Raw genomic sequence first — 13,705 nt, 5'->3', positions numbered from 1 at the left:
GTCACACCGCCCAGCAGGCGCAGCCCAGCGCGCCCCAGAAGCCCTTCAGGTCGGACACGGGCAGCCGGCTGCTCCAGGCCGTGGCATGCGCGTGGCCGTGCAGGTTGCACTGGCTGGCGCAGCCGCAGCTCGCCGCCGCGTTGCGCATCACCGCCTGCAGCGGCGCACCCTCCTGAACGCCCCACGCGCCATAGCCGCGGAAGGTGCGCACGGGCGACCAGTCGGGCATGGCCGGCGGCGGCGCGCCTTCGTCGAAGCGGGCGAAATCGCCCGCGCCATAGACCACCTTGCCAGCCACCATCGTGAGCAGGGCCGTGGTGTCGGCGATCTCGGATTCGGCGCAGGCGAAGAAGTCGCGGTCGGGCACGACCAGGTCGGCCAGCTGGCCCTCCTGGATGCGGCCCTTCCTGCCCTGCTCGTTGCTGAACCAGGTGACGTTCTCGGTCCACATGCGCAGCGCCTGGTCACGGGTGAGGCAGTTGCGCTGCGGCGTGATCTGCAGGCCGCCCACCGTCCTGCCGGTCACCAGCCACGACAGCGACACCCAGGGGTTGTAGCTCGCGACGCGGGTGGCGTCGGTGCCGGCGGAGACTTGAACGCCCTTCTCCAGCATGCGCTTGACGGGCGGCGTGGCCTCTGCCGCGGCGGCGCCGTAGCGCTCCATGAAATACTCGCCCTGGTAGGCCATGCGGTGCTGCACGGCCACGCCGCCGCCCAGGGCCGCGATGCGGTCGATGGATTTTTCCGAGATGGTCTCGGCGTGGTCGAAGAACCAGTTCAGGCCGGCCAGCGGCGTGTCCCGGTTCACCTTCTCGAACACGCCGAGCGCGCGGTCGATGGTCTCGTCGTAGGTGGCGTGCATGCGCCAGGGCCAGCGGTTCTGCGCCAGGATGCGCACCACCTCCTCCAGCTCGCCTTCCATCTCCGGCGCCAGCTCGGGGCGCGGCTGCCGGAAATCCTCGAAGTCCGCGGCCGAGAACACCAGCATCTCGCCCGCGCCGTTGTGGCGGAAGTAATCCGTGCCCTGCTTGTACTGCGAGGTGGCCGTCCAGTGCAGGAAGTCGGCCTTCTCTTCCTTGGGCTTTTGCGTGAACAGGTTGTAGGCCAGGCGGATCGTGAGCTGGCCGGCGTCGGCCAGTTCCTGGATCACCTGGTAGTCGTCGGGGTAGTTCTGCATGCCGCCGCCCGCGTCGATCGCGCCGGTCACGCCCAGGCGGTTGAGCTCGCGCATGAAGTGGCGCGTGGAGTTCACCTGGTATTCGTGCGGCAGCTTCGGGCCCTTGGCCAGCGTGGCGTACAGGATGGCCGCATTGGGCTTGGCCAGCAGCAGGCCCGTGGGGTTGCCCGCGCTGTCGCGCACGATCTCGCCGCCGGGCGGCGCGGGCGTGTCGCGGCCGTAGCCCACGGCCCGCAGCGCGGCGCCGTTGAGCAGCGCGCGGTCGTACAGGTGCAGGATGAACACCGGCGTGTCCGGCGCCACGGCGTTCAGCTCCGCCAGCGTGGGCAGGCGCTTTTCCACGAACTGGTGCTCGGTGAAGCCGCCCACCACCCGCACCCACTGCGGCGCGGGCGTCACGTCCACCTGGCGCTTGAGCATCGCCATCGCATCGGCCAGGCTCTTCACCCCGTCCCAGCGCAGCTCCATGTTGAAGTTCAGCCCGCCGCGGATGATGTGCAGGTGGTTGTCGATCAGCCCCGGCAGCACGCTGCGCCCGCCCAGGTCGATCACCCGCGTCTGCGGCCCGGCCAGCGCCATGACTTCGCGGTCGCCACCCACCCGGGTGAAGCGCCCCTGCGCGATGGCGACGGCGCTCGCCGTGGGATTGGCGCGGTCCAGCGTGGTGAAGCGGCCGTTGCGCAGGATCAGGTCGGCAGTGGTGGCGGGTGTGGTCATGGTGTTCAGGCCTTCAAGGGGTTTGACGATGGCAGAGCGCCTTTTTTTCAGCCTTCGTGGGCGTTGAACATGGTCTTGGCGTAAGTGATCCCCAGGCCGTAGCCGCCGCCGAACTTCTTCGCGATGCCCGTCGTCATGTCGTACGTCTCGCCGCGCGCCCAGTCGCGCTGCATCTCCAGCAGGTACTGCAGCGCGGTGATGGGCTGCGCGCCGGCCTGCACCATGCGCTCCATGGCGCGGTTGTGGGCTTCCACCGAGATGTCGCCGCAGGCATCGGCGATCACGAACACCTCAAAGCCCTGGTCCAGCGCCGACAGCGCCGGGCCCACGATGCACACGCTGGTCCACAGGCCGGCCAGCACGATGCGCGGCTTGCCGATCTCGTTCACGCGGCGGATCACGGCCTCGTCTTCCCAGGTGTTCATGGACGTGCGGTCCAGCAGGGCCTGGCCGGGGAACGGCGCGGTCACTTCGTCGAACATGGGGCCCGAGAAGCTCTTTTCCGCCACCGTGGTCAGGATGGTCGAGGCGCCGAAGCCGGCGGCGGCCGACGCCACCAGCGCGGCGTTCGAGCGCAGCTGCACCGGATCGATCGAGTGCGTGGCGAAGGCCATCTGCGACTGGAAGTCGATCATGATCAGCGTGTGGTCCTGCGGGTTGAGCAGGCGGGCCCCGGGACGGGCGACGGCGACGGGACGGGCGGTGGAAGCGTTGGCGTTTTGCATGGGAAGCTCCTGGAACGTATGTGGATGACGGAATCAACGAAAGAACGGAAGAACCTGACGCGCCCTTCAATGGGGCATCGTGGGCAGCTCGTTGGGCCGCAGGTCGAACACCAGCACCTCGGCGTCCTCGCCCTTGGCGAAATGCAGGTCGCCGGCGTTGCGGATGCGGGCGCCGTCGCCTTCGTCCAGCCGCTCGCCGTTCACCTCGACGCTGCCGCGGGCCACATGCACATAGACGTTGCGGTTGGCGCCCACGGCCAGGTCGGCAGACTCGTCCCCGTCGAACAGGCCGGCATAGACCCGGGCGTCCTGGTGCACGGCCAGCGATCCGTTCGTGCCCTCCGGCGAGATGATCTGGCGCAGCCGGCCGCGCTTGTCGGCTTCGGTGAAGTGCACCTGCTGGTAGCGCGGCTGGACACCGACCTTGTTCGGCACGATCCAGATCTGCAGGAAGTGCACGGGCTCTTCGGGCGAATGGTTGAACTCGCTGTGCTGCACGCCGCTGCCGGCGCTCATCATCTGCACGTCGCCGGGGCGGATCACCGAGCCCGTGCCCATCGAATCCTTGTGCTCCAGCGCGCCGTCGAGCACATAGGAGAAGATTTCCATGTCGCGGTGGCCATGGGTGCCGAAGCCCTTCGAAGGCGCCACGCGGTCGTCGTTGATCACGAGCAGGTCGGAGAAACCCTGCTGGTTCGCATCGCGGTAGTGGCCGAACGAGAACGTGTGGCGGGAGTGCAGCCAGCCATGGTTGGCGGTGCCGCGGTGTTGGGCTTTGCGGATGTCGATCATGGTTTCGGTCCTTTCTTCATTCGATGGAATTCACACTGCGCCCCGGAGAGCCTTCCCCGGTTTTTCCCTGGGCTTTCAGTGCTGCGGTGAAGAAAGTATCCGGCGCCTCGATGCGCGCCAGGTTGAAAGGTTTGGCCTTCCATCATCGATAATTTCGATGATCCAGATCAAACCATCCCGACCATGCTGAAACTCTCCCTGGAAGCCATCGAACTGGTGGACGCCATCGCCCGGCACGGCTCGTTCGCCGGGGCGTCCGAACGGCTGCACAAGGTGCCGTCCACCATCTCGTACGCCATCGCCCGGCTGGAAGAGCAGCTGGGCTTTGCCCTGTTCACCCGCAACGGCCCGCGCGTGACGCTCACCCCCGCGGGGCAGGAAATGATCAAGGAGGGCCGCTGGCTGCTGGCCGGCGCCAGGCAGCTGGAATCGCGCATGCGGCAGATCGCCACGGGCTTCGAATCCGAAGTGCGGCTGGTGCACGATTCACTGATCCCCACGCATGCCTTCAACCAGGACATCTGCGCCTTCGAGGACCTGAACTGCGGCACGCGGCTGCGCATCGGCTGCGACGTGATGACCGGCACCTGGGAAGCCCTGCGCGAGGGGCGCGCCGACATCGTGGTGGCCGCCGGCGAAGGCCCCGCTGGCGGCGGCTACAAGGCCGTGCCGGTGGGCACGCTGCAGTTCGTGTTCTGCGTGACGGCCACGCACCCCCTGGCCCAGCTCAGGCGCCCGCTCACGCGCGGCGACCTGCTGGAGCACACGGCCGTGGTGGTGGGCGACGGCGCACGATCGTCGAACGACCGCACCATCGGCCTGCTGTCGGGCCAGCGCCGCATCATCGTGCCGCACATGCACGCCAAGATCGCCGCGCAGGCCGCGGGCCTGGGCCATGGCTTCGTGCCCCGCGCCTGCGTGCGCACGGAACTGGAAACCGGCATCCTGGTGGAACTGGAAGTGGAAGCGCCGCGCCCGGACGAGCCCTTCTTCCTGGCCTGGCGGCCCGACCACATGGGAGAGGCGCTCAAGTGGTGGCGGCAGCGGCTGGACCGGCAGTTGTTGCCGGGGATCCTGCCGTACTGACCGGGGACCCGCTGGCGCCTACCGCCGGGCCGCCACCACCTTCCCGCCCGCCACATCCCGCAGCACCTCCATGAACGCCTGCGCCGCCGGCGTCGGTGTCTCGCCCTGGCGCACCAGCATGCCGTAGTCGGGCATCGCCCGGGGCACGTCCACGTGGATGGGGGCGAGCAGGCCCTTGGCGATGTACCGGTCGGCCAGCGCGCTCGGCTGCAGCGAGAGCATGTCGGTGATGCGCAGCGATTCCAGCGCGAACAGGAAGGACTGCGTCTCCATCACGCCCGAGGTCGGCGTCATGCCGATGGCCCGGAAGATGTCGTCGGACACCTTGCGCAGCGCCGTCGATTCCGGGTACAGCAGCCAGGGCCAGTGCGCGAGGCGGCCCACCTCCAGGCCCTGGATGCCGCGCAGCGGATGGTGCGGCCCGCCCACCACCTGCAGCGTCTCGCCGGACAGGCGCTCGTACTGGAAATCCGCCTGCTGCGCCTCGTCGGTGAAGCGGCCGATCATCAGGTCGATCCTGCGCTCGCCCAGCCAGGCGATGAGCTGGTCGCTGCTCTGCTCGCGCACCTTCAGCACCAGCAGCGGCCGGCGCCGCTGCATCTCGGCGATGGCCGTGGTGAGCAGCCGCGCGGCCGAGCCGGAGATGGCGCCGATGGACAGTTGCCCGTGCCCGCCCTGCTTGAGCGCATTGAATTCGTCCACGAACTTCGCCTGGCCCGCCAGCGCGGAGGCGGCATAGCCCAGCGCGAACAGGCCCAGCTCGGTGGGGCGCATCTCGCGCGGCAGCCGCTCGAACAGCCGCGCATCGAAGATCTCCTCCAGGTCCAGCAGGATCTTGGTGGCGGCCGGCTGCGTCACGTGCATCTGCTCGGCCGTGAGCCGCAGGTTGCGCGTCCTCCCCAGGATGTCCAGGAACTGCAGGTGCCGCGAGCGCAGGCGGCTGCAGGCGGTGGCGATGGATAAGGGTTTGCCCGGCATTTTGGGGGGACCGATAACTGGAAGGAATGCCCCGTGGAAAAACACTGATTGGACGCCACGGGCACCGCCCCCTAGTCTGCACCCCCGCGACACCCAGGAACATCCGCAGGAGACACGACATCATGCAATTCCACGCAGCTTTCAAGACGTTCGCGCTGGCCACCGCCCTGGCTGCCGTGCTGGCCGCGCCCGCCGCGGCGCAGGTGCGCGAGCGCACCTTCAAGATCGGCACCGGCATCAGCGACGACCATCCGCAGGCCCACGCGTCGCGGCACTTCGACGAGGTCCTCGCGGCCAAAAGCGGCGGCAAGATGCGCGCCAGGCTCTTCGCCAACGGCACGCTGGGCAACGATGTCACCATGATCTCCGCACTGCGCGGCGGCACCCTGGAGATGACGGTGCCCGACAGCTCCACCCTGGTGCCGGTGGTCAAGGACTTCGGCGTGCTGAACCTGCCGCTCACCTTCAATACCAGCGAGGAAGCCGACGCCGTGCTCGACAGCGCCTTCGGCAGGAAGCTGCTCGCCAGGCTGCCCGAGAAGGGCCTGGTCGGCCTCGGCTACTGGGAGAACGGCTTCCGCCAGACCACCAACTCGCGCCGCCCCATCCAGAAGGCCGAAGACTTCGCCGGCCTGAAGGTCCGCGTGATCCAGAACCAGCTGTTCATCGACAGCTTCAACGCGCTCGGCGCCAACGCCACGCCCATGCCCTTCACCGAGCTGTACTCGGCCATGGAACAGAAGGCGGTGGATGGCCAGGAGAACCCGACCGCGACCATCCTGACCAGCAAGTTCTACGAGGTGCAGAAGCACCTGGTCCTGTCGCGCCACATCTACAGCACCTGGGTGCTGCTGATGTCGAAAAAGACCTGGGACACCCTCTCCCCCGAGGAGCAGAAGATCGTGCAGGAGGCCGCCAACGAAGCCACCGCGTTCGAGCGCAAGGCCATCCGCGCGCTGGAAGCCAAGGCGCTCGGCGAGCTGAAGAAGCTCGGCATGCAGGTGACCGAACTGCCCGCCGCGGAGCAGGCCCAGCTGCGCGACAAGCTGCAGCCCGTGGTCGCCAGGTACAGCAAGGAATTCGGCGAGGACACCACCCGCGAAATGATGGCCGAGCTGGAAAAGGCCCGCCGCAAGTAACCGAAAACGACATGACCCCACCCGAAGGCCGCCGCTTCCGCTCGCGCGACTGGTTCGCCGACCCGGCGCGCTCCGACATGACCGCGCTCTACCTCGAGCGCTTCATGAACTACGGGCTCACGCCCGAGGAGCTGCGCTCGGGCCGGCCCATCATCGGCATCGCCCAGACCGGCAGCGATCTTTCCCCCTGCAACCGCATCCACCTCGAACTGGCCCGCCGCGTGCGCGACGGCATCCGCGATGCGGGCGGCATCCCGATCGAATTCCCCGTCCACCCGATCTTCGAGAACTGCCGCCGCCCCTCCGCCGCGCTGGACCGCAACCTCGCCTACCTGGGCCTGGTCGAGATCCTCTACGGCTACCCCATCGACGCCGTGGTGCTGACCACCGGCTGCGACAAGACCACGCCGGCCGGCATCATGGCCGCTTCCACCGTCGATATCCCCGCCATCGTGCTCTCGGGCGGGCCGATGCTCGATGGCTGGCACGAGGGCGAACTGGTCGGCTCGGGCACCGTCATCTGGCGCAGCCGCCGCATGCTGGCGGCCGGCGAGATCGACGAGGAAGAATTCCTGCAGCGCGCCTGCGACAGCGCGCCCTCGGCCGGCCACTGCAACACCATGGGCACGGCCTCCACCATGAACGCGGTGGCCGAGGCCCTGGGCCTGTCGCTGCCCGGCTGCGCCGCCATCCCCGCGCCCTACCGCGAGCGCGGCCAGATGGCCTATGCCACCGGCCGGCGCATCGTCGAGATGGCGCACGAAGACCTGCGCCCCTCGCGCGTGCTCACCCGCGAGAGCTTCCTCAACGCGCTGGCGGTGGTCAGCTGCGCGGGCGGCTCCAGCAACGCGCAGGTGCACATCCAGGCCATGGCGCGCCATGCCGGCGTCGAACTGCACCCGCGCGACTGGACCGACCATGCCTACGGCCTGCCCCTGCTGGTCAACATGCAGCCCGCCGGCAAATACCTGGGCGAGCGCTTCTTCCGTGCCGGCGGCGTGCCCGCGGTGATGTGGGAGCTGCTGCAGGCCGGCCGGCTGCACGGCGACTGCGCCAGCGTCACGGGCCGCAGCATCGCCGAGAACCTGCAGGGCCGCGAAGCGACGGACCGCGAGGTGATCCGCACCTTCGCCGACCCGCTGATGGACAAGGCCGGCTTCCTGGTGCTCTCGGGCAACCTGTTCGATTTCGGCATCATGAAAACCTCGGTGATCTCCGAGGCCTTCCGCGCGCGCTACCTCTGCCGGCCGGGCCATGAAGACGTGTTCACGGCCCGGGCCATCGTTTTCGACGGCGCCGAGGACTACCACGCGCGCATCAACGACCCTGCCCTCGGCATCGACGAGGACTGCATCCTGGTGATGCGCGGCGCCGGCCCGCTGGGCTGGCCCGGCTCGGCCGAGGTGGTCAACATGCAGCCGCCCGATGCGCTGATCCGGCGCGGCATCCGGGCGCTGCCCACGCTGGGCGACGGCCGGCAATCCGGCACCGCCGACAGCCCCTCCATCCTCAACGCCTCGCCCGAGAGCGCGGCGGGCGGGGGCCTCGCCTGGCTGCAGACCGGCGACCTGATCCTGATCGACCTGCAGCGCGGCCACTGCAACGCGCTGGTGCCCGACGATGAGATCGCCCGCCGCCGCCGCGAACTGCCGCCGCCGCCCGTGCCTGCGAGCCGCTCGCCCTGGGAAGCGCTCTACCGCGAGAAAACCGGCCAGCTCGCCGACGGCGCCACGCTGGATTTCGCGCTGCAGTTCCGCCGCATCGCCGAGCAGACACCCCGCCACAACCACTGACGCCCGAGGACGAGAACCATGAACGACGAACGCACGGGCCTGCTGCCCGACGACGGACTGGCCGGCACGCTGGTGGCCCGGGCCTGGACACCCGGCCCGCCGGCCGGCCCCGCGGTGGTGGCGCTGCGCCCCGAAGGCGTGTTCGACATCAGCCGCGCCTTCCCCACCATGAGCACCCTGCTCGACGCCGACCGGCCCGCCGAGGCCGCGCGCCAGGCTGCCGGCGAGCGCCTGTGCGCGGTGGAAGAACTGCTGGGCAACAGCCGCCTCGGCGCCCGCGACACCGCCCGGCCCTTCCTGCTCGCGCCCTGCGACCTGCAGGTGGTCAAGGCCGCCGGCGTGACCTTCGCCGCCAGCATGGTCGAGCGCGTGATCGAGGAACAGGCGCGCGGCGACGCATCGCGCGCCCAGGAACTGCGCGGCAAGGTGCAGGCGCTGATCGGCGAGAACCTCGCGGACATCCGCCCCGGCTCCGACAAGGCGATGGCGCTGAAGGCCCTGTTGCAGCAGCAGGGCCTCTGGTCCCAGTACCTGGAAGTCGGTATCGGCCCCGATGCCGAAGTGTTCACCAAGGCCCCCGTGCTCGCCTCCGTCGGCACCGGCCAGGAGATCGGCATCCGCGCCGATTCGGCCTGGAACAATCCCGAGCCCGAGGTGGTGCTGGCCGTGAACGGCCGCGGCGACATCGTGGGCGCCACGCTCGGCAACGACGTCAACCTGCGCGACATCGAGGGCCGCAGCGCCCTGCTGCTCGGCAAGGCCAAGGACAACAACGCCTCCTGCGCCATCGGCCCCTTCATCCGGCTCTTCGACGCCAGCTTCGGCATGGACGACGTGCGCCGAGAAACCGTGCACCTGGAAGTGCGCGGCACCGACGGCTTCACCATGCGCGGCATCAACACCATGGCCAGCATCAGCCGCGACCCGGCGGACATCGTCGCGCAGACCCTGGCCGCGCACCAGTACCCGGACGGCTTCATGCTGTTTTTGGGCACGCTCTTCGCGCCCATCGAGGACCGCGGCGAACCCGGCGCCGGCTTCACCCACCAACTGGGCGACGAGGTCACCATCCGCAGCGCCCGGCTGGGCGCCCTCTGCAACCGCGTCACCCACAGCGAGACCGCGCCGCCCTGGCGGTTCGGCCTGCGCGCCTTCATCAACCACCTGGCCGCGCGCGGCCTGCTGGACGGCCGCAGCCTCTGACGCGCACGCCGATCAGGAGACACAACCATGGAACGTTGGATGGACCGCTATTGCCGGTTGCTGGATTTCCTCATGGCCGGCGCCCTGGCGGTGATGGTGGTGATGGTGTTCGGCAACGTCGTGCTGCGCTACGCCTTCAACACCGGCATCACCGTGTCGGAGGAAGTCTCGCGCTGGCTCTTCGTCTGGCTCACCTTCCTGGGCGCCATCGTGGCCATGCGGCACCACGGCCACCTGGGCGTGGACATGCTGGTGAGCCGCCTGCCCGACGCGGGCAAGAAGGCCTGCGTGGTCGCCGGCCAGGGGCTGATGCTCTGGGTCTGCTGGCTGATCTTCTCGGGCAGCTGGGCACAGACCCGGCTGAACATGGACGTCACCGCGCCCACCACCGGCTGGTCGATGGGGTACTTCTACCTGGTCGGCGTGGTGTTCGCGGCATCGGCCGCGGTGTTCCTGCTCTACGACCTCTGGCGCGTGCTGAGCGGCCAGCTGCGCGGCGACGCGCTGGTCATGGTCAAGGACTCGGAAGAGACCGCGGAATTCCACGCCCTGCAGGCGCGCCTGGCCGAAGAGGACCGGCTGGCCACCCAGGCCGGCGCCGCGCCCGGGCCGGACGCCGCGGACACGCAGCGCCAGCCCCGCGGATGAGGAGCCCCGCACCATGACCATCGCCGTCTTCCTCCTCTCGCTGCTGGGCGCCATGGCGATCGGCATCCCGATCGCGTTCTCGCTGCTGCTCTGCGGCGTGGCGCTCATGTGGCACCTCGACATGTTCGACGCGCAGATCCTCGCGCAGAACCTGATCAACGGCGCCGACAGCTTCCCGCTGCTGGCCGTGCCCTTCTTCATGCTGGCCGGCGAGGTCATGAACACCGGCGGCCTCTCCAGGCGCATCGTCGATCTGGCGCTCACCCTCGTCGGCCACGTGCGCGGCGGGCTGGGCTACGTCGCCATCGTCGCGGCCTGCGTGCTCTCGGCGCTCTCGGGCTCGGCGGTGGCCGACGCGGCCGCGCTCTCGGCCCTGCTGGTCCCGATGATGGTGGCCGCAGGCCACGACAAGGCGCGCTCCGGCGGCCTGATCGCCGCGGCCGGCGTGATCGGCCCCATCATCCCGCCCTCCATCGGCTTCGTGATCTTCGGCGTGGCGGCGAACCTCTCGATCAGCAAGCTCTTCCTGGCCGGCATCTTCCCCGGCATCCTCATCGCCGGGGCCCTCTGGGCCACGTGGTGGTGGCTGGTGCGCAGGGAACACATCGTGCCGCCGCCGCGCCGCTCGCGCAAGGAGGTCTGGCTCGCATTCCGCCAAGCCGGCTGGGCGCTGATGCTGCCGCTCATCATCCTGGTGGGCCTGCGCTTCGGCGTCTTCACGCCCACCGAGGCGGCCGTCGTGGCGGCGGTGTATTCGCTCTTCGTCGCCGTGGTCATCTACCGCGAACTCAAGCCCTCGCAGATCTACGGCGTCTTCGTCACCGCCGCGCGCACCACCGGCGTGGTGATGTTCCTCGTGGCCGCGGCCCTGGTGTCGGCCTGGCTGATCACCGTGGCCGACCTGCCGGGCAAGGTCGTCACGCTGCTGGAGCCCTTCATCGGCAGCCCCATCCTGCTGATGGCGATGATCATGCTGCTGGTGATCGTCGTCGGCACCGCCATGGACATGACGCCCACCATCCTGATCCTCACGCCCGTGCTCATGCCCGTGGTCAAGGCCGCCGGCATCGACCCGATCTATTTCGGGGTGCTGTTCATCATCAACAACTCCATCGGCCTCGTCACGCCGCCGGTGGGCACGGTGCTGAACGTCGTGGCCGGCGTGGCGCGCATCCGCATGGACGATGTGATCCGCGGCGTCTGGCCGTTCATGCTGGCGGAGTTCGCGATGATGTTCCTGATGGTGGCGTTTCCTGCGCTGGTCATCTGGCCTGCGCGCCTGCTCTACGGCTGAAATCGGCTCGCGAAGCCCTTCCGGAGTCGTTGCCGGAACCGGTTGGCCGCCACCCATCCGCTGGTGCAACTGCAGCGCCCGCTCACCCGCGCCGACCTGCTGGAACACACCGCCATCGTGGTGGGCGACGGCGCGCGGCAACTGACCGACCGCACCGTGGGCCTGCTCTCGGGCCAGCGGCGCATCACCGTGCCGAACATGCAGGCAAAAATAGCCGCCCAGGCCGCCGGCCTGGGACACGGCTTCGTGCCGCGCGCCTGCGTGCGGGTGGAGCTGGAAACCGGCGTGCTGGTGGAGTTGCCGGTGGAAGAGCCGCCCCAAAGGCAGTCGCCTGCACGGGGTTTGAACTCTGTTGGATAATGATAAAAATAATAAATATGGAGCGTTTCCAACTTTCTGGGGAAACACGCCGATCAAGACCGGCCCCGGCACTTCGCGGCCTGCCGGTGCGGATACCTCCTCCACCTGTCCGTCGTCCATGGTTCTCGATCCCTTCACCCTGCTCGTCATCACCGCCGCCCTGGCAACCGCCTCCACGCTGTACCTGGCTTCGGAATGGAGCAGCGTGCGCGAGCGTTCGCTGCTGCTTTGGAGCGCGGGGTTCGCCGTCATCGCCGTCGGCAGCGCGCTCGCCCTGCTGCGCGCCAGCGGCTTCCTGTTCGTGGGCATCTGGTTCTCCAACGGCCTGCTGATCGTTGCCCACGCGCTGTTCCTGGGCGGCGTTGCCGCGTTCAGGCGTACCCGGCTGCCGCGCGCCGGGCGGTGGCTGCTGGCCGCCGTGTGGCTGGCGATGCTGTGGCTGCCCGAGGGGCCCTGGTGGTCCAAGACGATGCTGGGCGTGCAGTCGCTGCTCATCGCTGCCGTCACCTTGCGCGCCGGCCTGCTGCTGCGCCCGCAGGGCGGCGGCGCTTTGAGCGTGGGCGCGGCACAGCTGCGCTTCGTCCTGTGGGCGCACGGCCTGTTCTACCTGGCAAAGGCCGCTTCGGCGGTGGCGCTCGACGCATCCATCCACCTGGCCAGCTTCCGGGGCGTGGTCATCCAGGTCTCGCTGGTGGAAGGCGTGATGGCGATCATGCTGCTCGCCATGTCCATGACCGGCACCGAGCGCCACCGCCGCGAGGAACGCATGGCCCAGATCGCCGCCCGCGACCCGCTCACCGCCCTGGACAACCGCCGCGCGCTCTACCTGCGCGCCCCGGCGCTGCTGCGGCAGGCCTCGCCGGCCAGCCCGGGCGCCCTGCTGCTGATGGACATCGACAATTTCAAGCAGGTCAACGACCTGCACGGCCACGATGCCGGCGACCGCCTGCTCATCACGCTCAGCGACCTGATCCGCAGCACGCTGCCGATCGGCGCGCTGGCCGCCCGGCTGGGCGGGGACGAGTTCGTGATCCTGCTGCGCGACGCGTCGCCTTCAGCCGCGCAGGCCCTGGGCCGGGAACTGCGCGAGGCGTTCGCCCAGCAGGCGAGCGCGATGTTCGCGACGCCGGAGCCCGTGTCCCTCAGCATCGGGGCGACCTTGTTCGACCAGCCCGACGCCGAGCTGTCGCATTGGCTCAAGCGGGCGGACGAAGCGCTGTATGCGTCGAAGCGCCAGGGGCGGGATCGGATGGAGGTCGTTTTGTCGGATCCGGCAGGGCGGCTGCATTGATGTGCGCTGGATTGATGGAAACGGCTGTGGCGCGAGACCGGCTTCTTTCAGCTTCAGCGGCGTCGTTCAGGCCGAGATGCTGCACAGCGAGCGTGCGGCTATTTTGAATCCAAAGCTGTTATCGGGCGGCTTGTCCGCGACCACCAGCGAACCATGAGGACCCCCCCCGCGTCAGAATAGTTGTCGCCTCGATAGGACTCCGGTGTTCGGAGTTCATGAAGGTAGTAGGAGGCTGTGTAGTTGTGGTCGAAGGTCTGCGTGGTGGGCAACGCGAAGCGTTGTCCACGGCAAGCGGGCCGGTGCGCGCAGCGCATCGTCCACAAATGCACAGCCTTGCAGGTGCCTTCAGGCGCCGGCCCGCTGCCGTGTGTTTCACCCCGGGGGCGAAGAGCGAGAAGCCAGTTGGCACGATACGGACAAGCATTCAAAGACAGAGCGGTGGGCAGGTTGCTGCCACCGCACAGCGCCACGCCCGACGAGCTGGCGCGTGAGATCGGCGTGA

At 69.0% G+C, this 13,705-nt stretch carries 11 protein-coding genes and 1 pseudogene; 8 read left to right on the top strand and 4 right to left on the bottom strand.

Annotated elements, in window-relative coordinates:
* Nucleotide 1: 1 nt before the first annotated feature.
* The 3 genes from BLR99_RS01360 to BLR99_RS01350 all read right to left on the bottom strand — a co-directional run bounded on the left by BLR99_RS01360 (nucleotide 2) and on the right by BLR99_RS01350 (nucleotide 3,411).
* A complete protein-coding gene (locus BLR99_RS01360) occupies nucleotides 2-1,894 on the bottom strand; it encodes an amidohydrolase (RefSeq protein WP_011793918.1) in 1,893 nt (630 codons plus the stop codon).
* A gap of 47 nt (nucleotides 1,895-1,941) precedes the next feature.
* The gene (locus BLR99_RS01355; protein WP_046060392.1) at nucleotides 1,942-2,619 is read right to left on the bottom strand and encodes an isochorismatase family protein; all 678 of its coding nucleotides are present in this window, start codon (nucleotides 2,617-2,619) and stop codon (nucleotides 1,942-1,944) included.
* Nucleotides 2,620-2,685: 66 nt separating this feature from the next.
* Nucleotides 2,686-3,411: a pirin family protein gene (locus tag BLR99_RS01350; protein WP_017438661.1), complete on the bottom strand. Its 726-nt coding sequence runs from the start codon at nucleotides 3,409-3,411 to the stop codon at nucleotides 2,686-2,688.
* Between the two features lie 183 nt (nucleotides 3,412-3,594).
* On the opposite strand from BLR99_RS01350, the gene BLR99_RS01345 reads away from it, so the two are divergent.
* Nucleotides 3,595-4,497 carry a LysR family transcriptional regulator gene (locus tag BLR99_RS01345; RefSeq protein ID WP_046060391.1) on the top strand — a complete coding sequence of 301 codons (903 nt, stop codon included), beginning with the start codon at nucleotides 3,595-3,597 and terminating at the stop codon, nucleotides 4,495-4,497.
* Nucleotides 4,498-4,515: 18 nt separating this feature from the next.
* Here the strand turns inward: BLR99_RS01345 and BLR99_RS01340 are convergent, their stop codons facing one another.
* Complete coding sequence (locus BLR99_RS01340) at nucleotides 4,516-5,475, bottom strand: LysR substrate-binding domain-containing protein (protein WP_011793914.1); 960 nt, start codon at nucleotides 5,473-5,475, stop codon at nucleotides 4,516-4,518.
* Between the two features lie 122 nt (nucleotides 5,476-5,597).
* Here BLR99_RS01340 and BLR99_RS01335 point away from each other — a divergent pair, with 122 nt between their 5' ends.
* From BLR99_RS01335 to BLR99_RS01305, 7 genes and pseudogenes are all read left to right on the top strand, one after another.
* Entirely contained in the window at nucleotides 5,598-6,614 is a 1,017-nt protein-coding gene (locus BLR99_RS01335; RefSeq protein ID WP_011793913.1) for a TRAP transporter substrate-binding protein, read from the top strand.
* 11 nt (nucleotides 6,615-6,625) lie between these two features.
* Entirely contained in the window at nucleotides 6,626-8,407 is a 1,782-nt protein-coding gene (locus tag BLR99_RS01330; protein WP_011793912.1) for an IlvD/Edd family dehydratase, read from the top strand.
* Between the two features lie 18 nt (nucleotides 8,408-8,425).
* On the top strand, nucleotides 8,426-9,610 hold the full coding sequence (locus tag BLR99_RS01325; protein WP_011793911.1) for a fumarylacetoacetate hydrolase family protein: 1,185 nt from the start codon (nucleotides 8,426-8,428) through the stop codon (nucleotides 9,608-9,610).
* Between the two features lie 27 nt (nucleotides 9,611-9,637).
* Nucleotides 9,638-10,258 carry a TRAP transporter small permease gene (locus BLR99_RS01320; RefSeq protein WP_011793910.1) on the top strand — a complete coding sequence of 207 codons (621 nt, stop codon included), beginning with the start codon at nucleotides 9,638-9,640 and terminating at the stop codon, nucleotides 10,256-10,258.
* Nucleotides 10,259-10,271: 13 nt separating this feature from the next.
* Nucleotides 10,272-11,552: a TRAP transporter large permease subunit gene (locus BLR99_RS01315; RefSeq protein ID WP_011793909.1), complete on the top strand. Its 1,281-nt coding sequence runs from the start codon at nucleotides 10,272-10,274 to the stop codon at nucleotides 11,550-11,552.
* Nucleotides 11,553-11,594: 42 nt separating this feature from the next.
* Nucleotides 11,595-11,867, top strand: a pseudogene (locus tag BLR99_RS01310) (LysR substrate-binding domain-containing protein); the annotation flags it as partial.
* A 163-nt stretch (nucleotides 11,868-12,030) separates the two neighbouring features.
* Entirely contained in the window at nucleotides 12,031-13,203 is a 1,173-nt protein-coding gene (locus tag BLR99_RS01305; RefSeq protein WP_074686686.1) for a GGDEF domain-containing protein, read from the top strand.
* The last annotated feature ends 502 nt before the right edge of the window (nucleotides 13,204-13,705 follow it).

Source organism: Paracidovorax citrulli, assembly GCF_900100305.1.
Classification (GTDB): Bacteria; Pseudomonadota; Gammaproteobacteria; order Burkholderiales; family Burkholderiaceae_C; genus Paracidovorax; species Paracidovorax citrulli.
This window is presented reverse-complemented; position numbering and strand designations above follow the sequence as displayed.